The 26,710-nt window shown below is 48.6% G+C and carries 22 protein-coding genes; 13 read left to right on the top strand and 9 right to left on the bottom strand.

The window, feature by feature from the left end; all coding sequences use genetic code 11:
• Window positions 1-8: 8 nt before the first annotated feature.
• Both KTO58_RS04105 and KTO58_RS04100 read right to left on the bottom strand, forming a co-directional pair.
• Window positions 9-896, bottom strand: a complete 888-nt coding sequence (locus tag KTO58_RS04105) for a DUF4249 domain-containing protein (RefSeq protein WP_225860048.1) — start codon at window positions 894-896, stop codon at window positions 9-11.
• 186 nt (window positions 897-1,082) lie between these two features.
• The gene (locus KTO58_RS04100) at window positions 1,083-1,940 is read right to left on the bottom strand and encodes a sigma-70 family RNA polymerase sigma factor (protein WP_012793808.1); all 858 of its coding nucleotides are present in this window, start codon (window positions 1,938-1,940) and stop codon (window positions 1,083-1,085) included.
• Between the two features lie 338 nt (window positions 1,941-2,278).
• Here KTO58_RS04100 and KTO58_RS04095 point away from each other — a divergent pair, with 338 nt between their 5' ends.
• The 3 genes from KTO58_RS04095 (at window position 2,279) to KTO58_RS04085 (ending at window position 6,616) form a co-directional block, all read left to right on the top strand.
• On the top strand, window positions 2,279-3,295 hold the full coding sequence (locus tag KTO58_RS04095) for a threonine aldolase family protein (protein ID WP_095840612.1): 1,017 nt from the start codon (window positions 2,279-2,281) through the stop codon (window positions 3,293-3,295).
• Between the two features lie 119 nt (window positions 3,296-3,414).
• Complete coding sequence (locus KTO58_RS04090) at window positions 3,415-6,066, top strand: valine--tRNA ligase (protein WP_095840613.1); 2,652 nt, start codon at window positions 3,415-3,417, stop codon at window positions 6,064-6,066.
• Window positions 6,067-6,166: 100 nt separating this feature from the next.
• On the top strand, window positions 6,167-6,616 hold the full coding sequence (locus tag KTO58_RS04085; RefSeq protein WP_095840614.1) for a hypothetical protein: 450 nt from the start codon (window positions 6,167-6,169) through the stop codon (window positions 6,614-6,616).
• A gap of 11 nt (window positions 6,617-6,627) precedes the next feature.
• Here KTO58_RS04085 and KTO58_RS04080 read toward each other — a convergent pair whose 3' ends face one another.
• The 6 genes from KTO58_RS04080 to KTO58_RS04055 form a co-directional block, all read right to left on the bottom strand.
• Window positions 6,628-9,441 carry a hypothetical protein gene (locus tag KTO58_RS04080; RefSeq protein WP_225860047.1) on the bottom strand — a complete coding sequence of 938 codons (2,814 nt, stop codon included), beginning with the start codon at window positions 9,439-9,441 and terminating at the stop codon, window positions 6,628-6,630.
• A 194-nt stretch (window positions 9,442-9,635) separates the two neighbouring features.
• Window positions 9,636-11,066 carry an L-serine ammonia-lyase gene (locus KTO58_RS04075; RefSeq protein ID WP_095840616.1) on the bottom strand — a complete coding sequence of 477 codons (1,431 nt, stop codon included), beginning with the start codon at window positions 11,064-11,066 and terminating at the stop codon, window positions 9,636-9,638.
• A gap of 430 nt (window positions 11,067-11,496) precedes the next feature.
• The gene (locus KTO58_RS04070) at window positions 11,497-11,991 is read right to left on the bottom strand and encodes an FKBP-type peptidyl-prolyl cis-trans isomerase (protein ID WP_095840617.1); all 495 of its coding nucleotides are present in this window, start codon (window positions 11,989-11,991) and stop codon (window positions 11,497-11,499) included.
• Between the two features lie 41 nt (window positions 11,992-12,032).
• Window positions 12,033-12,530, bottom strand: a complete 498-nt coding sequence (locus tag KTO58_RS04065) for an FKBP-type peptidyl-prolyl cis-trans isomerase (RefSeq protein ID WP_095840618.1) — start codon at window positions 12,528-12,530, stop codon at window positions 12,033-12,035.
• 192 nt (window positions 12,531-12,722) lie between these two features.
• Complete coding sequence (gene groL, locus KTO58_RS04060) at window positions 12,723-14,357, bottom strand: chaperonin GroEL (RefSeq protein ID WP_095840619.1); 1,635 nt, start codon at window positions 14,355-14,357, stop codon at window positions 12,723-12,725.
• An 83-nt stretch (window positions 14,358-14,440) separates the two neighbouring features.
• Window positions 14,441-14,722, bottom strand: coding sequence for a co-chaperone GroES (locus KTO58_RS04055; protein ID WP_095840620.1), 282 nt, complete (start codon window positions 14,720-14,722; stop codon window positions 14,441-14,443).
• A 259-nt stretch (window positions 14,723-14,981) separates the two neighbouring features.
• Here KTO58_RS04055 and nusB point away from each other — a divergent pair, with 259 nt between their 5' ends.
• The 6 genes from nusB to KTO58_RS04025 all read left to right on the top strand — a co-directional run bounded on the left by nusB (window position 14,982) and on the right by KTO58_RS04025 (window position 19,199).
• Window positions 14,982-15,911: a transcription antitermination factor NusB gene (gene nusB / locus KTO58_RS04050; protein WP_095841715.1), complete on the top strand. Its 930-nt coding sequence runs from the start codon at window positions 14,982-14,984 to the stop codon at window positions 15,909-15,911.
• A gap of 74 nt (window positions 15,912-15,985) precedes the next feature.
• Complete coding sequence (locus tag KTO58_RS04045) at window positions 15,986-16,432, top strand: DUF1573 domain-containing protein (protein ID WP_095841716.1); 447 nt, start codon at window positions 15,986-15,988, stop codon at window positions 16,430-16,432.
• Window positions 16,433-16,486: 54 nt separating this feature from the next.
• Complete coding sequence (gene yajC, locus KTO58_RS04040; RefSeq protein WP_095841717.1) at window positions 16,487-16,828, top strand: preprotein translocase subunit YajC; 342 nt, start codon at window positions 16,487-16,489, stop codon at window positions 16,826-16,828.
• Window positions 16,829-16,956: 128 nt separating this feature from the next.
• Window positions 16,957-17,571 carry a dephospho-CoA kinase gene (gene coaE / locus KTO58_RS04035; protein ID WP_095840621.1) on the top strand — a complete coding sequence of 205 codons (615 nt, stop codon included), beginning with the start codon at window positions 16,957-16,959 and terminating at the stop codon, window positions 17,569-17,571.
• Window positions 17,572-17,621: 50 nt separating this feature from the next.
• On the top strand, window positions 17,622-17,963 hold the full coding sequence (locus KTO58_RS04030) for a HesB/IscA family protein (RefSeq protein WP_095840622.1): 342 nt from the start codon (window positions 17,622-17,624) through the stop codon (window positions 17,961-17,963).
• 129 nt (window positions 17,964-18,092) lie between these two features.
• A complete protein-coding gene (locus KTO58_RS04025) occupies window positions 18,093-19,199 on the top strand; it encodes a glycoside hydrolase family 5 protein (RefSeq protein WP_095840623.1) in 1,107 nt (368 codons plus the stop codon).
• A gap of 142 nt (window positions 19,200-19,341) precedes the next feature.
• Here the strand turns inward: KTO58_RS04025 and secDF are convergent, their stop codons facing one another.
• Window positions 19,342-22,521: a protein translocase subunit SecDF gene (gene secDF / locus KTO58_RS04020; RefSeq protein ID WP_095840624.1), complete on the bottom strand. Its 3,180-nt coding sequence runs from the start codon at window positions 22,519-22,521 to the stop codon at window positions 19,342-19,344.
• A gap of 281 nt (window positions 22,522-22,802) precedes the next feature.
• Between secDF and KTO58_RS04015 the strand changes: the two genes are divergently transcribed.
• The 4 genes from KTO58_RS04015 to KTO58_RS04000 all read left to right on the top strand — a co-directional run bounded on the left by KTO58_RS04015 (window position 22,803) and on the right by KTO58_RS04000 (window position 26,703).
• The gene (locus KTO58_RS04015; RefSeq protein ID WP_095841718.1) at window positions 22,803-24,014 is read left to right on the top strand and encodes a serine hydrolase; all 1,212 of its coding nucleotides are present in this window, start codon (window positions 22,803-22,805) and stop codon (window positions 24,012-24,014) included.
• 30 nt (window positions 24,015-24,044) lie between these two features.
• A complete protein-coding gene (locus KTO58_RS04010; protein ID WP_095840625.1) occupies window positions 24,045-24,764 on the top strand; it encodes a DUF4397 domain-containing protein in 720 nt (239 codons plus the stop codon).
• 139 nt (window positions 24,765-24,903) lie between these two features.
• On the top strand, window positions 24,904-26,097 hold the full coding sequence (locus KTO58_RS04005; RefSeq protein WP_307728953.1) for a pyridoxal phosphate-dependent aminotransferase: 1,194 nt from the start codon (window positions 24,904-24,906) through the stop codon (window positions 26,095-26,097).
• A 78-nt stretch (window positions 26,098-26,175) separates the two neighbouring features.
• Window positions 26,176-26,703 (top strand): DUF7935 family protein, encoded by a 528-nt coding sequence (locus KTO58_RS04000; protein WP_095840626.1) that lies wholly within the window; start codon window positions 26,176-26,178, stop codon window positions 26,701-26,703.
• Window positions 26,704-26,710: the final 7 nt, after the last annotated feature.

The following is a 26,710-nucleotide window of genomic DNA, read 5'->3' as shown; positions in this document are numbered from 1 at the left end:
TACTGTAATTATTTTTTTATTCTTATCGTTTTATAAACTGCTGCATATCCCCCCCAGTATCCTAATGCTCCCGGGATGTTGCCTATGATCTGTACCGGTGAGGCAAAGGGATTACCGGTGTTGACATAGGCGTAGTCGAGGGTACGCCAGAAGTCGTAGGTATTTTTGTCTATGTTGCAGAATTTTATCGTGACAGTATCTCCTCTTTTGAAATAGCTGTAAGTGTCTTTATCTAATTTTTTTGTCCGGTCTACGCCTGCATCTACTGACAGTTCGAAGGTGGTACCGTTTACTACCTGGTCATCGAGTACGGAGGTGAGTCCGGGGAGGTATGGTTCTGTGTTCCTTTTGGTGAAGTACCTGGCATAGTTGCCGGAGGTGGCGGGGTCGGTGACTTTGATGGCCAGTCTTGCGTAGCTGGTATCGTCATTGACCCTGGCGCGTCTCCACCAGGCGGAATCGAGGACCATGTTGTTGGCGGGGATGGAGGTGTTTGCTTTATACACTTTGCCATCCACTTTTACTTCCAGGCTGTATGTGGCATTGAATTGGCCTTTGAAGGCGGTATTCAGTGCGGTGCTGTCTACCGAGTAGTGGTATAGGCTGATGCCTGGCGCGATTGGTTCTGCATATTCTTTCAATTTCATGGTGCTGTTGCCATTTGACACGATGATTTCGGCATGGTGCACGAATGATTTCAGCAAGGTGGATACTGATATTTGGGCGTAGTAGTCCAAGCTGTTGGACAGTACGACGTACGGGTATCTACCATTTTCAATTTTACCATCGATTACGAGTTTTTCTTCCTGCTGATGCAGGTTTACGTTAATATCTTTTTCGCAAGCCTGTATCAGGCAACCTGCCAGCAGGAGCAGGAAGAGGTTTTTCGTACGCATGGTTTTGCAAAAATAGGGTCCTTGGATATAACAAAAACACCGGCAGTATATAAATACTGCCGGTGTTCCTTATTTAATTCGTTTGTTTAAACGCAGAGATCAAAGCAGTAAGCAGGAGCTGGCGTATTTTAAGATCAAGCCGGTAGGCGCCGGTGCGCAATATCGCCTAGCGTCCAAAATGGATGCTTATCCCAGATAAGATTTCAGTGCGCCGCTGTAACGCGCTTTTTGCAGGCGTTTGATAGCGCGTTCTTTGATTTGGCGGATACGTTCTTTGGTGAGATCGTATTTTTGACCAATTTGTTCGATTGTTGCGCCATTTTCACCATCCAGACCAAAGTAGGCGTTTACGATTTCTGCTTCGCGAGGGCTGAGGGATTTCAGTACGCGGCGGATTTCTTCACGCAGGGAGTCGCGCATCACGTCGTCGTCGGTGATATCGCCACCTTCCAGCAGGTCGCCCATGGCTACGTCTTCGGCTTCATGTACGGGAGCATCCAGTGACATGTGTCGGGTATTGCTTTGGAAGATGTTATTGATTTCCGATTCGGACATTTCCAGGATTTCGGCCAATTCCTCTGTAGACGGTTCCCGCTCGTTTTCCTGTTCGAATGCCATATACGCCTTATTGGCTTTGTTATAGGTGCCAATTTTGTTTTGTGGCAGGCGAACCAATCTACCTTGCTCTGCCAAAGCCTGCAGGATGGATTGGCGAATCCACCATACAGCGTAGGAAATGAATTTAAAACCTTTTGTTTCGTCGAAGCGTTGCGCTGCTTTGATCAGACCTAAATTGCCTTCATTGATAAGGTCGCTGAGGCTGAGCCCCTGGTGCTGATATTGTTTAGCAACGGATACTACGAAGCGGAGGTTTCCTGTAGTCAATCTTTCAAGAGCCTTCTGGTCACCCATTTTAATGCGTTGCGCCAATACGGTCTCTTCCTCAGGTGTTAACAAAGGGATCTTAGAGATTTCCTGCAGGTATTTTTCTACCGCCTGCGAATCACGGTTAGTGATCTGGGTGGCAATTTTAAGTTGCCTCATATTGAAATTGTATTGGTTTATGAATTTATAACAGCGAAAGATTTTTTTTGTTGGAAAATTTAGAATTTTCTATCTTACAAAGTTTCTCTTTCTGTTAATTTAGCCTGCAAAGATCGTGCTAATCCCCCACTCTTCCAAATACTTCCAATTACATTCACATTGTGGCGGCGCTTTCACTCGAATTATATAACAAAGTACTCCATTAGAACGGATTTTAATAGCGTATTATTAGCTATTTTAGTGGCTTTGGGTAAATTTTAACAATTGGAAAATAATTACATTCGAATTAATATATTCACTAATAGATAGTTCTAACCATTGCAAAATATTCAACCATCATGATAGACTTTAGGAGTGACACATTTACAAAGCCGACGCCAGGGATGTTACAGGCGATGTTACAGGCACAGACGGGGGATGATGTATTTAGGGAGGATCCGAGCGTGAACAAGCTAGAAGCCATGATGGCAGATTTTTTTGGCAAAGAGGCTGCTTTGTACTGCCCTTCCGGCACGATGTCGAACCAGATTGCGATTAAGGTGCATGTATTGCCTGGGGACGAGGTGATCTGCAGCAGTCTGGCGCATGTGTATATCTACGAGGGGGGAGGTATTGCTTTTAATGCGGGGGCGCAGGTGCGTCCGCTGGGAGGTGACAGGGGGATGATAGTGGCCGACGAAGTGGCAGCCGCTGTGAATCCGGACGATGTGCATAAGGCAAGGACGAGCCTGGTATGTCTGGAGAACACCTCCAACCTGGGTGGGGGCTGTTGTTATGACTGGGAGGAGATGCAGCGGATACGGGCGGTATGCCGGGATAAGGGGTTGGCGTTGCACCTGGATGGGGCACGTTTGTTCAATGCCCTGGTGGCGACGGGCGGTAATGCGAAGGCGTATGGGGAGACCTTTGACAGTATTTCGATCTGTCTGAACAAGGGGTTGGGTTGTCCGATGGGTTCTGTGTTGGTGGGCAGTGAGCGGTTTATCAAGGAGGCGCGCCGGGTGCGGAAGAAGCTGGGCGGGGGATTGCGCCAGGCCGGTTATATGGCAGCCACGGGTATTTATGCGCTGGAGCATCATGTGGACAGGCTGGCGGAGGATCATGCGCATGCCAAGCAGATTGCCGGTGCGTTGCTGGAGAAGACATTTACGGGGCATATGTTGCCGGTGGAGACGAACATTGTCATCTTTGAGTTGCGCGGGGAGTGGAAACCGCCGTTATTTGTGGATTATCTGAAGAAGCACGATATATTAGCCCTTCCTATTTCTCCGACGCAGGTGCGGATGATCACTCACCTGGATATTACTCCGGAGATGGTGGAAAGGACCTGCCAGGTTATCGCGGAGATGGATTAGGCGGTCGGGTATGTGTACCGGCCGGAGTTTCCCCCCAGGAAATTGAAAGGTGTATTTTGGTATTGGCTGCAGGAAAACTTTATTTTTGCAGCCTTATAATATTGTATTTATAACAAAGCATGGAACTATCTAAAAATTATCTGCCCGCAGCAGCAGAGGCAAAATGGTATCAACACTGGATGGACAAGGGCTATTTCCGCAGTACGCCGGATGATCGCCCTCCTTTTACGATCGTGATTCCTCCACCGAACGTGACAGGGGTATTACATATGGGGCATACGCTCAATGAGACCGTCCAGGATATCTTAGTCCGTCATGCGCGTATGAACGGTTATAATGCCTGTTGGGTGCCGGGATCTGACCATGCTTCTATTGCTACGGAGGCTAAGGTGGTGGATATGCTGAAACGGGAGAAGGGGATTGAGAAGTCCCAGCTTAGCCGGGAGGAGTTTTTGAAGTACGCTTACGAGTGGAAGGATAAATATGGCGGGATCATTTACCAGCAGATCAAGAAGCTGGGATGTTCCTGTGACTGGGACCGGGTGACCTTTACGATGGACGACCATTATTACAAGGCGGTGATCAAGGTGTTCATTGACCTTTATAATAAGGGGTTGATCTATCGTGGTGCGCGGATGATCAACTGGGATCCGAAGGCCAAGACGGCGTTGAGTGATGAGGAGGTGGATTACAAGGATATCCAGGGTAAGCTGTATCATGTGAAGTATGCTATTGTGGACGGGCGGGGTCAGGCGACCGGTGAGTTCATTACGATTGCGACGCAGCGTCCGGAGACTATTATGGGGGATACGGCGATCTGTGTGAACCCGGAGGATGAGCGTTATGCGCATTTGCAGGGTCATTTTGCGGTAGTGCCGCTGGTAAATCGTCAGGTGCCTATTATTTTCGACAGTTATGTGGATAAGGAATTTGGTACTGGTGCGTTGAAGGTGACCCCTGCGCATGATATCAATGACTATAACCTTGGGTTGAAACACAACCTGGAGGTGATTGATACGTTGAATGAGGACGGTACGCTGAGTGCCGGTGCGGTTGTGTTTGTGGGTGAGGACCGGTTCAAGGCGCGTAAGCTGGTTATAGCGGCGCTGGCGGAGCAGGCGTTGCTGATAAAGGAGCAGGAGTATACGACCCGTCTGGGATATAGCCAACGTAATCCGGATACGGTGATAGAGCCCCGTATTTCGACACAATGGTTTGTGAAGATGGCGGATATGGCTAAGCCGGCGTTGAATGCGGTAGTGGATGGCGATGTGCAGATACATCCGGGGGATCGTTTCCTGGCGACCTATAAATACTGGATGGAGAATGTGAAGGACTGGTGTATTTCGCGTCAGTTGTGGTGGGGGCAGCAGATACCGGCCTGGTATGCGCCGGACGGCACCTTTGAGGTGGCGGCGACTGCGGAGGCAGCGGTAGCGCAGTTCAAGGCTAAAAATGCGGCCTGTACTTTCACTGTGGCTGATCTGAAGCAGGACGAGGATTGTCTGGATACCTGGTTTTCTTCCTGGCTATGGCCGATGGAGGTATTTAACGGTATCTCCCAGCCTGACAATGCGGATATTAACTACTACTACCCTACGTCTGTGCTGGTAACGGGGCAGGATATCATCTTCTTTTGGGTGGCCCGTATGATCATGGCGGGTATGGAGTACAAGCAGGAGAAGCCGTTTAAGGATGTATATTTTACCGGGATGGTGCGTGACAAGCAGGGGCGTAAGATGAGTAAGCAGTTGGGGAATTCTCCGGATCTGCTGGAGCTGATCGAGCGTTTTGGTGCGGATGCGGTACGTTTTGGTATTATGATCTCTTCTCCTGCCGGTAACGACCTGTTATTTGACGATACGAGCTGTGAGCAGGGACGTAATTTCTGTAATAAGATATGGAATGCATTGAAGCTGGTGAAGATGTGGGAGGGGCGTCAGGCGCCGGTGAGTAGTGAGGCTACGGATCATTTTGCGATCCGTTGGTTTGAGAACCGGTTACAGGAGGTGAAGGCTGAGGTAGCGGTGTTGTTCAAAGATTTCAAATTGAGCGAAGCGTTAAAATCTATTTACAGTCTGATATGGGATGACTATTGCAGTTGGTATCTGGAGTGGGTGAAGCCTGGTTTTGAGCAACCTTGTGATACGGTGATCTACGAGCAGAGTATTGCTTTCTTTGAGCAGTTGATGCAGTTGTTACATCCATTTATGCCATTTGTGTCTGAGGAGATCTATCATCAGTTGCGGGAGCGCCGGGAAGGGGAAGAGCTGATCATTTGTCAGTTTGCGCCTTTGCAAACCTTTGACCCGGCTATCCTGGCAGAGGGTGCGTTGGCGAAGGAGGTGATCAGCAGCATCCGCGATGCGCGTAACAAGCACCAGATCAAGCCGAAGGACCCGATCGTATTGCATATAGAAACGCGTCATGACAATGCATTTAAACCGATAGAAGGCATGCTGGCCAAGCAGGTGAATGCCAGGGCGATCTCTTATACACAGGAGGCGGTACCTGGTACTATTACGCTGGTGGTGCAGAAGGACAAGTTCTATATTGAAACGGAGACGGCGCTGGACGCCAGTACACAGAAGGAGCAGTTGGAGAAGGACCTGGCTTACCAGCAGGGCTTCTTAATCTCTGTGGAGAAGAAGCTGGCCAATGAGCGGTTTGTGCAGAATGCGAAGCCGGAAGTGGTGGAAGCGGAGCGGCAGAAGAAAACGGATGCGGAAGCCAAGATCAAGGCGTTGGAAGAAAGTTTAAGATCCTTATAATTTACCACATCGCCCGGTCGTTCAATAGCCGGGCGATGTTTTTACTGCCCTATTATTTATGTGCATTAGACCCAGATTTTTGTTTTGCGGAATTGTTCTTATGGCGGGGCTTTGGCAGCCTTTGTTTGCCCAGTCGGGGAAGGAGAAGCAGCCGGCCTCTACCGGCCAGGAAGCTGGTAAAAAAGGGTTACGTTTTCGTAGTACCTGGGGTATCTTTCTGAGTGAGACCCTTTCCAAAACTGAGATCGTCAAGTTGCTGGATTCTGCGTTGGTGGTACGAGATCAGCAGAATAGTAAGTTTCCCGTAGTCTCTTTTAAGTTCACCTATGAGAATGTAGAACCTTATCTCAATGACAGTACTGGCCGCCCTGATGTGTACCGGGAGTATATCGGGGACAATTTCAAGGCGGACCGTTTATCTCCTTTGTGGAGTACGCGGATGAAGGACATGGTCAAATCCGGTGATGTACTTTTCTTTGACGACATCATTATCCGTTATACTGGTGACAAGTATTACCGGGCGCCCTCTCTTAAGTTCCAGGTGAAATAATCCTTTTTTTTTTAGAAGCTGAACAGTTGTTGTAATGGTACGATGAATTCGACTCTTTGTTTGCGTGACGGGTCGAACAGGTCTGTATCCAGCAGGCGGCTATACCTGGCTCCGAAGGAGAACGGGATGGTATTGCCTATTTTCAGGTCCAGGAACAGCTCCCCTCCTACTGATGTGAACCGATTGTGCCGGCCGGCCCTGTAATCGAAGGCCTGGCTGTAGTCGTAGAAGACATTCCCTCTTATACGCTGGAAGTATGCGATATGCAGGAAGCCCCAGTCCGGATATGCTATCGGGAAGTGGTAGTTGGCGCCTGCTTTATAGACATATTGATAGAAGGGGTCGTTGTATCCTCTGGCGTAGACGAAGTTGTCGGAGAAGGAGTACCGGCGCATGGTATCTTTCTGTTGGTAGGCACCCTGTAATACGAGGCTATGGCTGGGAAGTATACCCGGCAGGTATAGGTCGAGGCGGCCATAGAGCTGCCATGCGGGTACGGCGGTGATGCTTTTCACGTATTGGAGCAGCAGGTATTGGCCGAAGTGGGAGTAGATATGTTGTCTGGCGCGGATTCGTTGGTTATTGAATACGAAGGAGGAGTTGAGGTATTGGATCTGGTCGTCGCGGAACCGGAAGTTGCCCTGCGGTATACTTTTCTGGTAGTTGTAGTTAGACGCCAGCGAGATGCTGCGGCTATACAGTCCGGCGGACAGGTTGAGTGGTATGGAGAAGCCGGCATGCCAGTTGAATTCATTCCAGTACAGGCGATCTCCTTTGCTGTTGATCCTGGTGGAGCGATTGATGCGGTAGTCGGTACCTGCCTGCAGGAAGGGAAACCAGGCACCGTATTGTATGTTGGCTTTGATGGAGGAGCTTCCTTCGTTATAGTTATAGGAGTATCCGAGGTTGCTGCTGAAGGTATTGAGTATGTTATCGCCATAGAGGGTGATACCGTAGTTCGGATCGTCGATGGTGGGTATCCAGCTATGGAAGTTGAACAATCGGTGTGCTTTGTGGTAGGTAGTGACGGGCAGGTGTTTATCGTCGATTTTACCGAGGATATTGCCCCCCTCTTTGAAGTCGGGTTGTTGCCAGGGGCTGTGTGCGTTGCCGGCGGTGTCGAACTGTTTCCAGCCGGTAGCCGGCAGGGACGTTTGATACAGCTGGTATCCTTTGGTGCTGAATTCGGTGAATGCCAGCTGGTGGGCGGCGGTATCTACGGCGGCATGTAAGGCGCTGTTACCTCTGGCGGTGAGCTGGAATATCTTTCCATCTGCCGGGGTGAGGGCGAATACGTTGTGTACATCCTGATAGGCGGCGGTATAGTAGACGGTATCTTTTGTGATTTGTGGGGCACCGATTACATCATATCGCCAGTTGGTGAGCAAGGAGGTGCTGCCATCGGTGAGGGATTGTTGTATAATGGCCATTTGTCCCTGTTTGTTGCGTACGGGGGATATGATGGCCTGTTCGTCGGCGGTGAATTTCGGGTAGGAGTAGTACCAACCATTGGGATTGGGTAAGGCGGTTATTTCGCGACCGGTGTTACCATTTAACAGGCGGAGGCGGCTATCCTGTCCGGGGGCTACTTCAACGACGATGAGGCGTTGGCCATCGCGGCTGATATCGGGTGAGAAGTATTTGGTCTGGTGAGTGATGGTCCGGGCTTGTTTGCTATTGACGTCATATATTTTTACCACGCCATAGTCTTTCCAGCCCCAGCGGGCGTCGTACCGGGCTTGTATCCAGACGATGCGGCCATTTTTATAGCTGAAGTAGTCGTCGACCTGGATACCGGGGCGGGTGATTAGTTGTTCGTTGCCTTGTGTGTCGATGAGGAAGAAGCCAGGGATGTGATCGTAGGTATTTTTCAGTACGATCCATTGGTTGTTGCCGGTGCTGTAGAGGTAGCGATAGTCGGTGACGATGCGGCTGGCTTTATTGAGTGCGGTGGCAGGCGTATTGTTTGCGGCGGCATACTGTTGCCATAATGGCTGGTAGTGTTGCAGCATGGCGTTATAGAATGCTCTTATGTTTTTGCCGGTGCGATGTTTGAGGCTTTGGGAGAAGGGGTAGCATACGTATCGGTACCTTACGGCGTCGGTGGTTACTCCTTTCCAGAAGTCGCGGCCATATTGATCGCGGCCGTAGGTGCTCATGAGATAGCCCAGTTCGTAATGATTGGGGACATAATCTTTATAGGAGCCCCCTCTTATCTTCATATAGTCGTAATGTTTACCATCGAGGGTGAGTGCGCGGAAGCCATCGAAGAATGCCGGCAGGCGGCCGCGGCCCTGTGGGCTGAGGGCTGTTTCCATGATTACGGCATCTCCTTCCCAGAACCAGTTGGGGACGGCGATGTTGGTAAGTGCTGCTTGTCCCAGCTGGCCGGCGAGGTAAGAGGCTATATTGGATACTCCTTGTCTGAAGTTAAGGTTTTGCAGTACGTGACGGTATTCGTGGAGGGCCAGTTGTTCTTCCCATTTGAGGGATCCGAGGTCGAATGATGACGGAGAGGGCGTCATAAAGAATTCGGACCGGAACGGGCCTAATTGTACGTAGCCATTGGAAATCAGTGTCTGGTTTTGCAGGACGATGCTGACTTTTTGTTGGCGGTTGCCTATGGAGGAGCGGGTATTTTTATTCAGGTAGTGGACGATGTTAGCGACCCGTTGTCCTTGTGATTCCATGCCACGCGGGAATATGACGCGGGCGGTATCGGTGTTGATCTGATTCCATTTCAGGGAGGGAGGGTTACCACCGAATCGCTGAGCGGCCAGGGATAAGGGTAAGCATATGATAGAAAGGCCCAGGAGAAATTTCATAGTATCAAATATGCATTAAGTGTAAAGTTGTGGTCTTAGGTGTTAGAAACAATAATACGCAAATTAATTCCTGATAGTATGGTGCAGGCGGAATTTATTATGGGGAGGGGGATATAACGGGGAGGCCCCTTCTACCGGTGTGTTTGTGTGCATGCGGTGAGAAGGGGCCTGGTATTACGTGATGTTGTTTTTTGTTAGCATTCGGGGAGGCTGATGGGTATGTTGACAGCCAGGCCGCCATCGGATGTTTCCTTGTATTTGGAGTTCATATCGAGGGCGGTGTCCCACATTGTTTTCACGACGGCGTCGAGGGAAACCTTTGCCAGTTCGGGATTGCTTTGCAAGGCGAGTTGGGAGGCGGTGATGGCTTTGATGGCGCCCATGGTGTTACGTTCGATACAGGGTACTTGTACGAGGCCACCAATGGGGTCGCAGGTGAGGCCGAGGTGGTGTTCCATGGCTATTTCGGCGGCCATGAGCACTTGACGCTGGGAGCCGCCCATGCATTCTGTGAGTGCTGCTGCGGCCATGGCGGAGGATACGCCTATTTCGGCCTGGCAGCCTCCCATTGCGGCGGAGATGGTGGATCTTTTTTTGAAGATGCTACCTATTTCTGAGGCGGTGAGGAGGAACTGGAGGATGCGATCGTCGTGGAAGCCATCGCAGAATGCGATATAATACTGTAATACGGCAGGTATTACGCCAGCGGCGCCGTTGGTGGGGGCTGTTACGACGCGGCCGAAGGAAGCATTTTCTTCGTTGACGGCGAGGGCGAAGCAGCTTACCCAGTCGAGGGTATATGCGAAATGTTGGCCGCCGGCGCGGATGGCCTCTATCCAGGAGATATAGTCTGTGTAGGTGCGGCCTTTGAGTAATTTTTTATTGAGTGCGGCGGCGCGGCGGGCTACTTTAAGTCCACCTGGCAGTTCGCCGGCGGTATGGCAACCTCTGTAGATGCATTCCTGCATGATGCGCCATATGTTGAGTACTCCGTTGCGGGTGTCTATTTCGGGGCGCCAGGCGTTTTCATTTTCCATGACCAGTTCGGAGATGGAGTAGCCTGTTTTGATGCACCATTGCAGGAGTTGGCGGGCGGTATCGATGGGGAAAGGGAGGTCTACCTGTGCTGTAGCGGTGCCTCCTTCTCCTTCTTTGACTACGAAGCCGCCTCCTATGGAGTAGAAGGTGGAAGCCTGCTGTACGCCATCGGCGAAGGTGACCAGGAAGGTCAATGCGTTGGGATGGAAAGGCAGAGATTCGTCGAAGAGGAAGTTGATATTTTCGAGTGGGTCGAATTCGATGGTATGTACGCCACCGATGGACATTTTTTTATGGCGGCGGATATCATCCATTTTGCTGTTGATGCGATCGACGTCGAAGGTGACGGGGTCGTCGCCACAGAGGCCCAGTTGGACTGCGATATCGGTGCCGTGGCCGTGGCCGGTTTTGGCCAGGGACCCGTACAGGAGTACGGTAACGGCGGAGACGTCGCTGAGGGAGTGACCTCCTGTCTTTATTTCCTCCAGGAATTGGAGGGCTGCCCGCCAGGGGCCTAAAGTATGAGAGCTGGAAGGACCTACGCCTATCTTAAAAATGTCGAATACGGAAATGCTTTCGTGTGCCACCCGGAAATTAGTTTAGCTGCAAAAATAAACAAGTTGGACTCCTGCAAGGTAAGTCAAGTTGAGTGATTCACGAAAAATGAATGAATGCGGGGTCTATTTGTTCCGTTTGTTATCTGCGTGGTTTTCAACCGGTTGCGCACTTACCGCTTATAGGTTGTATAAGCATTGTATAAGCGTTCTATAATCATTGTATAAGCAATCTATAGTGATTGTATAAGCGAGGTATATCCGAGGTATACTCATTGTATACCCATTGTATAAGTTGGGATAGGCGTAGCTTATACGCTGGTTATACGAATGTTATACGAATGATACAGGAATGTTATAGGAGAGGTGGAGGTGAATGGGGAGATTGAAGAGATTGGGGATAAAAAGTAAGGCCCGGATCGCTGATAGTGATCCGGGCCATTTACTGGTATGTGGGTGATGATTAGTTTACGGCGTGGTCGACGAGTTCGACTTCGAAGATCATGCAGGCATTATTGCGGAGGCCGTTACCGGGGTTGTTGCCATATGCTAGTCCGGAGGGGATGAACAGTTGGATCTTTCCACCTTTGGTGATTTTGGTGAGGCCGATCTGCCAGCCACGGATCAGGTTTTTGAGGCGGGTGTTACCGCCGAAGTCGGTGGGTTTATCTTTAGAGGAATCGAATTCCACGTCGTCGTCGAGGTATTTCCCTTTGTATACTACTACCAGTTTGGATTCCAGTTTGATGGTATCGGTGCCGGTGCCGGGGGTGATGATCCGGTAATAGAGTCCGCTGGGATCTTTTTGAGCGGTGAGGTTGTTTTTTGCCAGGTAGGCTTTGATCTTTACGGTATCGGCTGCCATTTGGGCGGCTGGGTCGAAAGATTCGTTGTTACTTTTTTTACAGGCAGCGATCAGCAGCAACAGCAAGCTACCTAAGAATAGTAGTTTCTTCATGCAGTTTCTATTATGGTTTTAAGTGGTTACGGAAGTTGGTATTATTTAAAGTCGACCAATTCTATTTCGGATACTATGATGGCGTTGGCCGGGATGATGTTGTCTATCCGCTGGCTGCCATAGGCCAGGGGTGACGGTATGATGAGGAGGATCTTACCTCCCTGGGAGATTTTGGGTAGTCCTATCTGCCAGCCTCTGAGGTGGTCTTTGAGGGCTCTGCCATCGAAGTTGGTGGGGCCGTATGATACGGCGACGGTTCTGCCATTGAGGAGGCGGTTGGTATATTGGACGGAGGGGATATTTTCGGGACCGATGAAGCGGGCTCCGTTGCCGTAGGAGACGATCTTGTAGTACAGGCCGGAGATATCTCTTTGTGCGGAGATATTGTTGGCGGCGAGGTATAGTTGGATGGTCTGGTCTTCGTTCCGGACCTGGTCGGCTACGGAATTTGGCAGGTCTAAGTCTGCCTTTTTAGCACAGCCGGCGGCTAACAGCAGCAGGAGCAGACAACAGGCGGCGGTGTAAAATTTATATTTCATAAAAGCTTTATTCCTGATTCTTTAACGGTTAAAGGCGGTTAAAGTTACACGAAGTTATGCGAGGAAGGAGCCGGTATTTATGTGTGGCGGGGATATAGGAATAAAAAAGGCCTTCCCGGTGAGGGGGAGGCCTTTTTAGTATAAGATGGGCGCTACCGGGCGCTACCGGGCGTGGCCTGGTGAGCGGGGATATTAATAATCCATGCCCATACCGTGGCCACCTGGCATAGCAGGAGCGGCGGATTTGGGTTCTGGTTTGTCTGCGATCACGCATTCGGTGGTGAGGAGCATACCAGCGATAGACGCAGCGTTTTCGAGGGCGATGCGGCTTACTTTGGTAGGATCGATTACACCAGCGGCGAGCATGTTTTCGTATACTTCGGTGCGGGCGTTGAAGCCGAAGTCGGCTTTACCTTCTTTCACTTTCTGTACTACGATAGAACCTTCGATACCGGCGTTAGCGGTGATTTGACGGAGGGGTTCTTCGATGGCGCGTTTTACGATTATGATACCTGTTTGTTCGTCTTCGTTATCGCCTTTGAGTGTATCGAGGGATTCGATAGCGCGGATGTAGGCAACGCCACCACCTGGAACGATACCTTCTTCAACGGCAGCGCGGGTAGCGTGGAGGGCGTCATCAACGCGGTCTTTTTTCTCTTTCATTTCTACTTCGGTAGCGGCACCTACGTAGAGTACGGCTACACCACCGCTTAATTTAGCCAGGCGTTCCTGGAGTTTTTCGCGATCGTAGTCGGAAGTAGTTACTTCGATTTGAGATTTGATCTGGTTGATACGGCCATCGATAGCGGATTTTTCGCCTTTACCACCAACAACGGTAGTATTGTCTTTGTCGATGGTTACGGATTCAGCGCGGCCCAGGTAGGTGAGGTCGGCATTTTCCAGTTTGTAACCTTGATCTTCGCTGATTACGATACCGCCGGTGAGGGTGGCGATGTCCTGCAGCATTTCTTTTCTTCTGTCGCCGAATCCGGGAGCTTTAACGGCAGCTACTTTCAGGGTACCGCGCAGTTTGTTTACTACGAGGGTGGCCAGTGCTTCGCCTTCGAGGTCTTCGGAGATGATGAGGAGCGGAGCGCCTTGTTGGGCTACTTTTTCGAGGATGTGCAGGATATCTTTCATGGCGCTGATCTTTTTGTCGTAGATCAGGATGTAAGGGTGCTGCAATTCCACCTGCATTTTTTCGCTGTTAGTGATAAAATAGGCAGACAGGTAACCACGATCAAACTGCATACCTTCTACTACTTCTACGGTAGTATCGGTACCTTTTGCTTCTTCAACGGTGATAACGCCGTCTTTGGTTACTTTATTCATAGCTTCGGCGATGAGTTTACCGATCTCGGCGTCGTTGTTAGCGGAGATAGAAGCTACTTGTTCGATTTTTTTGTTGTCGTTGCCAACGGTTTGGGATTGGCTTCTGAGGTTTTCAACTACAGCTTTAACGGCTTTGTCGATACCACGTTTGAGGTCCATTGGGTTAGCGCCTGCGGCTACGTTTTTGAGGCCTTCGCCGATGATGGACTGAGCGAGTACGGTAGCGGTGGTAGTACCATCACCGGCGATATCGGCGGTTTTGGAGGCTACTTCTTTTACCATTTGGGCGCCCATATTTTCAATAGCATCTTCGAGCTCGATTTCTTTTGCTACGCTCACACCGTCTTTAGTGATACCAGGAGCACCGAATTTTTTTTCGATCACTACGTTACGGCCTTTAGGGCCCAGGGTCACTTTCACTGCGTCAGCCAGTGTGTCTACGCCCTTTTTCATTTTGTTGCGGGCGTCCGTGTTGAAAAATATCTGCTTTGCCATAATTTGAATGTTGATTAAATTAAAATGAAGTAGAATTGTTAATCCGGTCTTTGTTGTTTCCTATGAAGGAGAAGAGGGAGTGATTAAACAATTGCTAAAATGTCAGACTCACGCATGATTAAGTAGTCTTCGCCTTCGATGCTGATCTCAGTACCGGAGTATTTACCGTAGAGGACAGTGTCGCCTACCGCTACAGTAACCGGCTCGTCTTTTTTACCTGGGCCAGCTGCCACTACAGTACCTCTTTGAGGTTTTTCTTTGGCAGTGTCTGGGATAATAATGCCACCAGCGGTTTTTTCTTCTGCGGCTGCAGGTTTCACGATCACCCTGTCAGCTAAAGGTTTAATACTTAATGTTTTAGCCATAGTAGTTTTATTTTTAAAATATCAACTTATACGTAATATATATTTTGACGAGTTTCGTACACGAGAATTATGCCAACGCGCATTTCGGGTCAAAATTACAGGAGGCAAAGGTAATCAAGCCAGATCGTACTGACAAGAATGTCAATTTTTCAGTAAAGTAGGGGTTAATTGCTGACAAGGCGGGCATAAGGGGTGTATTGGACTTTTGCTGAATCAGCTAAAAGGATTAGCTTTGCGCCCTTATACCAGTTCTTATCAGATGATCAGCAGAAGAAATATCCGGGTGAAGGTGATGCAAACCCTTTACGCTCTGGAAACGATGGACGAAAGTGCGATCAAGCCGGGTACGGCTACCAGCCTTTTGAATGACAAGCTGGACCAGACCAGCCAGATCTTTACTTATTTACTTTACTCTGTAGTGCGGGTGGCGCAATATGCGGAGATTGACGCGCAGGCGCGGGCTTCGAAGCATCTTCCTTCTGCGGAGGACTTACAGGTTAACACTAAACTGGCAGGGAATGACTTTGTGTTCCAGATCATAGGAGACAAAGGTTTTCAGTCTAATCTGGAGATATGGAAGATGAAACATTTTCCTGACCAGGAGTTGATCCGTAAGCTTTACAATACGCTTGTAGCTACTGATACTTATAAGTCCTATATACAGGAACCCGGTCGTACGAAGAGTAGTGAGAAAGAGATCCTGGAATACCTGTATAAAGAGATCCTGTTACAGAATGAAGCTTTTGTACAGCATGTAGAAGATCATTTCCTGCACTGGGGTGACGATGCTGACATGATGACTATCCTGATCAACAATTATTTCAACAAGCCACATCTTTTTAATTTCCTGCAATTGATCAGCAAAGAGAAGCTGGACTATGCGAAGGAGTTGTTACTGACGGTGATCGACAAAAAGGGCTATTGCCTGGAGTTGATCAAGCCGAAGTTGCAGAACTGGGATTCTGAGCGTATTGCAGCGGTGGACATGTTACTGATGGAGATGGGGGTATGTGAGTTCCTGTATTTCCCGACGATCCCGACGAAGGTGACCATCAATGAATATATTGACCTGGCGAAAGCGTACAGTACGCCACAGAGCGGGCAGTTTGTGAACGGTATTTTGGATAATATTCTGAAGGACCTGGAGCAGGCTGGTCAGATCAACAAGGTAGACCGTACAAAAAATTAATGCAAGACATTACCGGAAAAGCTAATTTTACGCCTGCTGCGTGATAATTTGGCGCAGTGATCAAAATAATACACATGCAACGTTACTTACTTTTGTTCGTCTGTGGTGGTATGCTGGCCGCCGCGTCCTGTAAATCCTCTTCTTCCGGGGAGAAAGCGGCGGAATCGGCTGCTACGCATGCTGGTACGGCTACTGCGAAGGGTACTGCGGTGATGAGCTTTGAGAAGATGACCCACGATTTCGGGCGTATTGTAGAAGGGGAGAAAGTGGAGTATTCTTTCAAGTTCACCAATACGGGCGACAAGGACCTTATCATACTGAATGCTACTTCCAGTTGTGGCTGTACGGTACCGGAGTGGCCGAAGGAGCCTGTTAAACCCGGTGCCAGCGGCTATATGAAGGTGATCTTTGACAGTCACGGGAAGGACGGCTATACGGAGAAGGCGATCCATATACAGGCGAATACGAATCCGCCGGATGTAGAGGGGCCGTCTATTACCTGTACGGTAGTAAAGGGATAATGTTTTTAAACTGAACCAGATAAACTAACAAATAAATAAACAACGCACATGAACATGCTGAACGTTTTACTGATGGGTGGACCTCAAGGTGCCGGTGGTGGTGCTTCGTCTATGGGGTCTTTACTGTTCTTTGCCGGTATGATCCTGGTAATGTGGCTTTTTATGATCCGTCCACAGACCAAGAAGGCAAAATTACAGAAGCAATTTATCGATAATCTCCGTGAAGGTGATAAGATCGTTACGATTGCCGGTATCCACGGTAAAGTAAAAAAGATCAACGAGAACAATACCATACAGATGGAGGTTAGTCCTGGTACCTTCTTTACCATTGAGCGTTCTGCGGTGAGCATGGAATATACCCAGGCTCAGCAGAAAGCAGCAGAAGCGAAAGCGTAAGCGATCGTTCCTGACATTGGTATACCTTATTGATATCCCGGGCCCGCAGGGTGCCGGGATTTTCTTTTAAATTGCAGTATACTACTCTCCCTATTTTTTTCGGGGAGTGTCAAAACAACGAATGACACATGCTTAAAATAGGTATCACCGGGGGTATTGGCTCAGGGAAGAGCACTATCTGCAAGATATTTGAACTGCTTGGCATTCCTGTTTACTATGCGGATATCCATGCGAAGGATATTATGAACCGTGATCCGGAATTACGGCGGCAGTTGCTGACGCATTTCGGGGAGGCGGTGTATATGTCGGATGGCATGCTGGACCGGGCTTACCTGGGTAATATCGTGTTCAAGGACCGTAAGCAACTGGATCTGCTTAATTCGCTGGTACATCCGGCGACTATCCGGGATTCCAATATCTGGGCAGCTGGGCAGCAAGCCCCCTATGTGATGAAAGAGGCGGCGCTTATTTTCGAAAGTGAATCGTTCCATCACCTGGACAAGATCATTTCGGTCTATGCTCCACAAGCTTTGCGTATACAACGGGTGATGCAGCGGGACCAGGTGAACCGGGAAGAGGTGCTGGCGCGTATTCAAAAACAGATGGACGAGACCATTAAGATGAAGTTGTCCGACTATGTGATCCATAATGATGAGCAGCAGCTGGTGATCCCCCAGGTACTGGCGTTGCACCGGGAGTTTTTGTCATTATCTGCCGTTTACGGCAGGTCTCCCAATTTGTAATGCAGTCGCGTTTATTGTGTATTATGTAACTTTGAGAAATTTTTGTAGTCATGGAAATAGCAGCCAACGCCCCTGTCACCCTCACTGCTGGTGCCGTAGCAGAGTTAAAGCGTCTTATTGCAGCGGATCCTACGCAGCCTCCTTATCTACGGGTAGGCGTTAAAGGTGGTGGATGTTCGGGTATGTCCTATATTCTCGGATTTGATGAGAAGGAGCAGGATGACGAGCAGTTTGAGATCGCTGGTATCCCGGTACTGATGAAGAAGGCACATGGTATGTATCTGGCGGGTATAGAAATCGACTACCGGATCGGGCTGGATGCGCGGGGGTTTACGTTCCAGCATCCGAATGCTTCTAAAAGTTGTGGTTGTGGGTCTTCTTTTGCGGTGTAGGCGAAAGCCCCTACCCTATTATTATCTCATTGAAAAACCGGCCCCACTATCAGCAGGCCATCGTTCTACCCGGGCCAACAACTATTACGCTCCTAATTTGTAATAAGATATAGTCTAACGAATTAATACATGTACTTACGTTTTCGACCAGTAGCATTTGTCATTCTGTGGCTCTTGGCAGGGTATGCCTATGTACTTCCTGTGCAGGGTCAGGCGCCATCGGCACCTATTTTCACCATCAAAAAAGGTACGAATATCAGTCATTGGCTATCTCAGGTAGGCCGCGGGACTGTTTCGCGCAACGACTTCTTTACCGAAAAAGATGTGATACTCCTGTCGGGCAGCGGATTTGATCATATCCGTATCCCGATAGATGAAGATGAGATGTGGAATGACAACGACGAAAAGAACAAGGAATCCTTCAAGTTATTACACCAGGCATTGGGATGGTGCAAGCAACATCAGCTAAAGGTTATTGTGGACCTGCATACTTTGCGTTCGCACTATTATAATAATAAAGAGCGCTTGTTATGGCAGCAGCCGGAGGCGCAGGAACGTTTTCTGCAGTGCTGGCGGGACCTGAGTGCTGAGTTAAAACAATATGATGTGAGCATGGTGGCTTATGAGCTGATGAATGATCCGGTGGCAGACAGTGCAGTATTATGGAACCGGTTGCTGGCGCGGGCTATTAAAGAGATACGGCGGCAGGAGCCTACGCGTTGTATCATTGTTGGCAGTAACCGTTACCAGGACATCAGTACGATGGCGGCGCTGGAGGTGCCCAAAGGCGATAAGTACCTGATGCTCAGTTTTCATTATTACAATCCATTTTACCTAACACATTACCAGGCGCCCTGGACCAATATCAAAGATTATAGCGGCCCGGTGCATTATCCTGGACCTACGGTGACCAGTAAGGAATTGAACAGTCTGCCGGCATCTATCCGGAACCTGTTGCCTGGCAGCACGCAGGAGTACAATGCGAACCTGATTGCACAGCAGATGAAGGAGGCCATTGATATTGCCAGGCAGTTGGGGTTGCCGCTTCATTGCGGGGAGTGGGGTTGTTTGCCAACGGCGCCGAGGAAGGACCGGCTTCGTTGGTACCGGGATGTGAAAGCAGTGTTGGAAAAGCACAATATAGCCTGGAGTAGTTGGGATTACAAGGGGCGGTTCGGGATTATCAATGAAGACGGAGAAACGGATAAGAAGTTGTTGAAGGTACTAGTGAAATAGCTGCCTCAGTTATTATTATACCGGTATAATAAAAGCGCTGTCTGTATGGACAGCGCTTTTTATTTTGGGTCATGCGTGTTATAACTGAAAAGGTCCCGCTTCAAGCAGGACCTTTTCTATCAAACATTAATCTGAACATGTATTATTTTTTGGCGGTAGCGGCACCAGCGGTAGTTACCTTCTCAGCGGGTACTACTTCGCTTTCGTTAGCCAGCTGGTTCTTAGGATCGAAGTCCACGAGTACGGGAGCAGCTACGAAGATTGAGGAGTAAGTACCGGTGAGTACACCGATGAGCATGGCGAATGCGAAACCGCGGGTTACTTCCCCACCGAAGATGAATAGGATCAGGATGGTGATGAATACGGTGAAGGAGGTCATGATAGTACGGCTAAGCGTATCATTGATCGCCTTGTTGATCACGGTATTTCTGTCAGCGCCTTTCATGTTACGGAAGTATTCGCGGATACGGTCGAATACGATTACGGTATCGTTCATGGAGAAGCCTATCACGGTCAGGATCGCAGCGATGAAGTGCTGGTCGATCTCCAGTGCGAAGGGCACCCAGTTGCGGCAGAAGGAGAATACAGCCAGCGTTACCATTACGTCGTGCAGCAGGGAGAAGATAGTACCGATAGAGTACTGCCATTTGCTGAAACGAACCAGGATATAAAGGAATATCACGATGATGGAGAGCACGGTGGCTTTGATGGCACCGGCGCGGAGGTCATCGGAGATAGTCGGAGATACGGATTGTGAACCTACGACGAAGCGGGAGGAGAAGGCTTCGTATGTTACGGAAGGATCGTAGAATTTCTTCAGTCCTTCGAACAGTTTCTGAGATACTTCTTTATCTGCTTCGAGGTTTTGCTCTTCTACTTTATAGGAAGTAGTGATGTTGAGCTGGTTAGCGCTACCGATGGTTTTCACCAGGGGTTCTGCTTTGAATACTTCTTCGAGAGCTGTACGTACTTCGGATTCTTTCATTGGTTTTTCGAAGCGAACGGTAAAGCTACGACCACCCTGGAAGTCTACACCATGGTTGAAGCCATTGAAGAAGGAAGCGATACCCAGGATCATCACGACAGCGGAGATGATATAGGCGATGCGACGTTTTCCAACGAAGTCAAAGTTGGCATGTTTGAAGATGCGACGGGATACGGGTGTAAAGTATTCGAAGTGGCGTTTTTTGTTTGTCCACCAGTCGGTTACCATACGGGATACGAGGATACCGCAGAACAGGGACAGCAGGAGACCGATGATCTGTGTGGTAGCGAAGCCCAGTACGGGGCCCAGACCAAAGTAGAACAGGATACAAGCGGTGAGCAGGGAGGTGATGTGACCATCCAGTACGGGGGCGTAGGAGCGTTTATACCCATCTTCTACGGCCTGTTGGTAGGTTTTACCGCGGCTCAGTTCATCTTTTATCCTTTCGAATATGATTACGTTGGTATCTACTGCCATACCGATGGTGAGTACGAGACCTGCGATACCCGGCATAGTGAGGGTAGCGCCGAGGGAGGCGAGGATACCTACTGTAAAGAGCAGGTTGAGAATCAGGGCGATGTTGGCAACCCATCCACCGGTATTATAATATACCAGCATGAGTACGAAGATCACAACGAAGGAGATGGCGAATGATTTGGCACCGGCTTCGATGGATTCCTGACCGAGGGTAGGACCTACTACCTGTTCCTGTACGATGCGGGCGGGAGCCGGCATTTTACCAGATTTCAGGATGTTAGCGAGGTCTTTTGCTTCTTCGAGGGTAAAGCTACCGCTGATGGAGGAGCGTCCTCCGGCGATCTCACCCAGGATGGAAGGAGCGGAATAAACGATATTATCGAGTACAACGGCTACATAGTTGTAGGTGGAGCGATCTTGTGCGTTGGCGGGGGCCAGTTCACCAGTTAGTTTTTTCCACTCACGGGCGCCGATGTTATCCATTGACATGCTGATCTCGGGGTTACCGTTCTGGTCGAAGTCCTGTTTAGCATCTACTACGCGCTCGCCGCTTACGCGGGGAGTTGGGTTGGCAGGGTTTACTCTCAGGGCGAATACTTCGATCGGGCCATATTTATCTGACTTATTTTCAGGGCCATAAGCGAAGACCAGGTCTTTAGGCATGAGTGCTTTGATGGCGGGCATAGCCAGATAGCGATGGAAGGTAGCGGTATCTTTAGGCAAGATCATCCCAACGATAGGTCCGGGAATGATCTGGTTGTCCTGTGTGATATAAGGGCGTAAAACGGCGAACAGCGGGTTTATTTTGCTGAATTCGCGTTGGAGTTCGGCATCTGTTTTAGCGGAGTCGGCTTTTTTCGCTTTACCGCTATCTTTTGCCAGGTATTCGTTCAGGCTTGCGGTTTTGGAGGTATCGCTGGCAGCCTTGGCAGAATCGGGTGTTGCGGCGGCTACTGTTTGTTTTTTGGTAGTATCAGCGGCGGGTGTATTACCACCTGTAGCATTTTTAAGCGCTTCGTTTACCGGTTGCAACACGCCGGTGATGAAAGCCTGGTCATTCTTGTACGTTTCTCTGAATTCCAGATTAGCGCTAGCCTGGAGGTATTTTCTTACACGCTCGGGATTGTCCACGCCTGCCAGTTCCACGGAGATGATACCTTTATTTTCATCGAGGTTGATGGTTGGCTGCGCGACACCGAATTTATCGATCCTTTTCTGAAGTACGAGGTAGGTGTTTTTGATAGCTGCATTTGATTCGCGGCGGATGACATCCAATACTTTCTGGTTAGGTGTATTGAAGTCAATATCTTTCTGATACGCGTTAGCGAATACGGTAGCGAGGCGGCCTTGCGGCTGAACTTCTTCATATGCCTGACCAAATAAGGTCACGAAGTCGGACTGGCTTGCTTTCTTACGCTCTTTTGCAAGTTCCAATGCTTTGTTGAAAGCCGGGTCTTTAGACTGCCCGCTGAGTGCGCGGATTACGTCTTCAACACTTACTTCCAGCACAACGTTCATACCACCCACGAGGTCCAGACCGAGGTTTAGTTCTCTTTCTTTTGCTTTAGTGTAGGTAACGTACCATGGGAAACCTGCAATCTCTTTGTTGCTGGTGCTGTCGATGATGTCTTGTTTCCTTAATTTAATGGCATTCGCCAGGGTATCCTGATAAATAGCTTGTTGCTCTTTATTGCCGGGATACTTCTGGTCTGCGGAAGGATAATTCCGGGCCACATAGTCTTTGGCCTGCTGCTCTATCTTCTTCTCAAAGTTCCGTACCAAAAACGTGAATGACAATTGATACAAGGAAATAAGGATCAGTGCGACGGCGAAAAATCTAACCAGTCCTTTAAGTTGCATGTTGTTTCGGGTTTATAATAAAAATTTTTTAAGAGTTGCAAAGATAGAATTTAAATTGATATATTAAAGCCCAACAAGAAGGGAAAAAAAGAGAAAGCAATAAAATGATAATACATTGAAAACCAGATACTAATATATAAATTCATAGGTTTCGGCAGACTTCCATTTTTGCTTTTTGCCATTTTCTCCATTCCAACCACTATCTGATCGTTATGCAAAAGCTATATGTCCTGATCTTTTGGCTGATACTATGCTTTGCTGCTTGTAATACTAACAAATATATGCAAACAGTTCATTATCCGGCAAGAGATAATTTTTTGTCAGAGTTGCTGGCGGAACACGGATCGCAGTTGGGAGTTGTATGGCAGCGCCCTGAAAAATACCGGTTGCAGATCATTTATACACGTATAGACCGGGACAGCCGCAATCGTCCTCATTTTACGGATTACCATTACCATGTGGACAGCGCTTATTTCTATCCGGCCTCTACGGTAAAGCTACCCGGAGCGGTACTAGCGTTGGAGAAATTGCGGGATTTGGGCATTCCGGGGCTGGACCGGCATACGCCGTTACGGATCGATAGTCTGCCGGGGTTGACGCCTGCCGTGTTGACAGATAGTTCGGCTCCAGGCGGACATCCGACGATAGGTCATTATATAAAGAAGATTTTCCTGGTCAGCGACAATGATGCCTATAACCGTTTATATGAATTTGTGGGGCAGCGGGCGTTGAATGAGCGATTGTGGGAATTGGGTTATACCCAGACGCAGTTACGTCACCGAGTGGCCATTTTCTTTTCGCCGGAGGCCAACCGGCATACCAATCCATTTACTTTTTATCAGGAAGGCGGGGAGTTATACCGGCAGCCGGCGCAGTACAGTGAGGTGGTGTTCCCCGGCAGGCGGGATAGTGTGGGGAGGGGGTATACTGATGCGCAAGGTCATTTTATAGAAGGGCCTATGGACTTTTCGATGAAGAACCGATTGCCGTTGACGGACCTGCATGATTTGTTGCGGCGTATAATTTTTCCCGAGGCTGTAACAAAAGCACAACGGCTTCGTTTAACGGAGAACGATTATCAGTTCCTTTATCACTGTATGTCGCAGCTACCATCGGAAAGCAGTTCGCCTATATACGACACTACGGAATTCCATGACGGCTATGTGAAATTCCTGCTTCGGGGTGGAGAGCGGCACACGGATCTACCGGCAGGTATACGTATCTTTAACAAACCCGGATGGGCCTATGGCTTCTTAACGGATGCGGCTTATGTGACGGACATTGATCATGGAGTAGAGTTTATGTTGTCCGCTACGGTATATGTGAATGAAGCCGATACCTTTGGCGAGGATAAGTATGAATTTGACGAAATTGGAAAACCTTTTATGAAAATGCTAGGGCGGATTATATATAATTACGAACTGCAGCGCAGGAGACCTTATCAACCGGACCTGTCGCGTTTTAAAATGGTAACCACAGACAACCAACAATAGTATTCTAACAATTTCAAAAAAGAGAGCGAAATGGTGACTAAAACAAACCGTTTATGGACATTGGCTGCATTGAGTATTGCAGCGATTGGCAGCTTAACATCATGTCTTAAAGAAAAAACACCTTCTCCTCCGGTGTATTATAGTTACTTTGGAGTGATCAATGCGGCGCTTAATCCCAGCCAGCTGGACCTGTTTGACAATGATGTAAAAATTAACCCGGGAGGCCCTGTAAAGGCGGCAGGATATGGCTCTGCCTATTACAATCGTCCAGGTTTCCATGAGTTCAAATTCAAGAAAGCGGGAGCGGACAGCCTGGTATCCAGTATTTCCGGCACATACGATTCGCTGACCACCACGACGCTGATACTATATGGCAAAGAGACGGCTACTATCCGTCGTATCAAAAATGATTTCACCGGCTATAAGAATGACAAGGTGAACTTCAGGTTTTATAACCTCAGCGAGGACATTGGCAAAGTGGATCTGTATCTGAATGACAAGAAGATCGTACAGGATCAGGACTTTTCACTGGCTGGCGCCACTCCTTCTACTTTTGAACAGACGGACCAGACTGGTTCTTCCATTAAAGTAAAGGCAGCCGGCAAAGACTCTCTGATCGCAGAGATCAACTACACCAGTGGTTCACTGTCTCAAGGTGGGATATATGCCATTTTCCTGACTGGTACCCGTACCCCTAAAAATGATGATCAGAAGATGAAGGTAGGTGCTATGCCCTATCTGGTATATTAATATATTGGTCTAATCAGCCTGATTACGCTTTACAGCAGTCCTCCCCTTTATGGGGGAGGACTGCTTTTTTATGGCCACTGCCCTGCGTTTCTCAACTTTTTACTGTAGGTTTGCCCCGGTCAATCCATAAAATTATTCTATGATGCAACTAGCAGAAAGGCTTACACGTATATCGGAGCCGCAAACTATTAAGATGGCTAAACTGAGCCGCGAACTCAAAGCCCAAGGTATTGACATCGTGGATCTCAGTATCGGAGAACCGGACTTTGACACCCCGGTCCACATCCGTGAAGCAGCCAAAAAAGCCATTGATGAAGGTTATACCCATTACACTCCTGTAGCCGGATATGCAGACCTGAAGCAGGCAATTATCCATAAGTTCAAACGGGATAACCAGCTGGAATATACGCCGGAGCAGATCGTTGTATCTACCGGCGCTAAGCAGAGCATTGCCAATGCGGTGCTTAGTATTATCAATCCGGGAGATAAAGTCATTATCCCTACACCTTATTGGGTGACCTATTCAGAGATCGTAAAGCTTTGCCAGGGTGAAGTAAAGTTTGTGCCTACAGACCTGGCGCATGATTATAAGATCACACCGGAGCAGCTGGACGAAGCAATCACGGAAGATACGCGGTTGTTTATCTTTTCGTCTCCTTGTAACCCAACAGGTTCAGTATATTCCAAACAGGAGCTGGAAGCACTGGCGGCAGTATTTGCGAAATATCCACATGTATTCGTTATCTCTGATGAGATCTATGAGTACATTAATTATGTAGGCGCTCATGAGAGCATTGCCCAGTTTCCCGGCATGAAAGAGCGTACGGTTGTGATCAACGGGTTGAGCAAGGGCTTTGCGATGACCGGCTGGCGGTTAGGTTTTCTGGCGGCGCCGGTAGAGATAGCTAAAGCATGTGATAAGATACAAAGTCAGTTCACTTCTGCTACCTGTTCGATTACACAACGCGCGGCTATTACGGCTTTACTAGGAGAATTGGATACGGCGAAGGAAATGGTAGCCGAGTTCCGTAACCGCCGGAAATTCATATTCGAGGCATTGAGTAATATTCCATTATTGAAGGTGAATGAGCCTGATGGCGCATTTTATATGTTCCCTGATGTGAGTGCTTATTTTGGCAAATCATTCGAAGGAACTACTATTCAGGATGCGACGGATCTTTGTATGTACCTGTTGCATAAAGCCAACGTTTCTGCGGTGACTGGTGCGGCATTCGGTCAACCGGATTGTATTCGTCTCTCTTATGCTACTTCCATGGATAAGCTGCAGGAAGGTGCGAAACGTATTAGGGAAGGGTTGGCACAACTTCAGTAATCATTGATAGTATATTAGTTACCTAACACACTTGAATATTAAATATATTTATATATTTGCGCAAATTAGTCCTGACTCATGCCATCTACTCAACAGTTACTTTACATTGTGATTACCGTTGGTGCAATTGCGCTGGTATATATGACCATTAAGGATATGCTTAAAAAGCCCAAGGCAGCGGCGCCGGTAGAAGGGGGTAGTCCATTACCGGTTGTCAATAATGCGATACTTCCCTTACAGTTGCAAGCTTATGAGCGGCTGGTATTATTGGTAGATCGTATCAGTCCACAGCACCTAATCAGCCGGACGTATCAGTCGGGGTTAAGTGCGGTGGATATGCAGATATTATTGGTTCAACAGATCAAAGCTGAGTTCGAGCATAATATTGCACAGCAGATCTATGTATCGCCTGCGGCATGGGAAGCGGTAAAAACGCTAAAAGAGCAGACGATCAGTATTATCAACCAGGTAGCTTCTCAGCTGCCAACAGATGCGCCGGCACTAGACTTAAACCGTCAGATACTGGAAGTGTTCCTTCAATCTGGAGTGGCGCCCTCCGATCTGGCTTCCCAGATATTGAATGCGGAAGCCAAAAAACTAATGTAAATAATAT

The organism is Chitinophaga pendula, from assembly GCF_020386615.1.
GTDB lineage: Bacteria > Bacteroidota > Bacteroidia > Chitinophagales > Chitinophagaceae > Chitinophaga > Chitinophaga pendula.
This window is presented reverse-complemented; position numbering and strand designations above follow the sequence as displayed.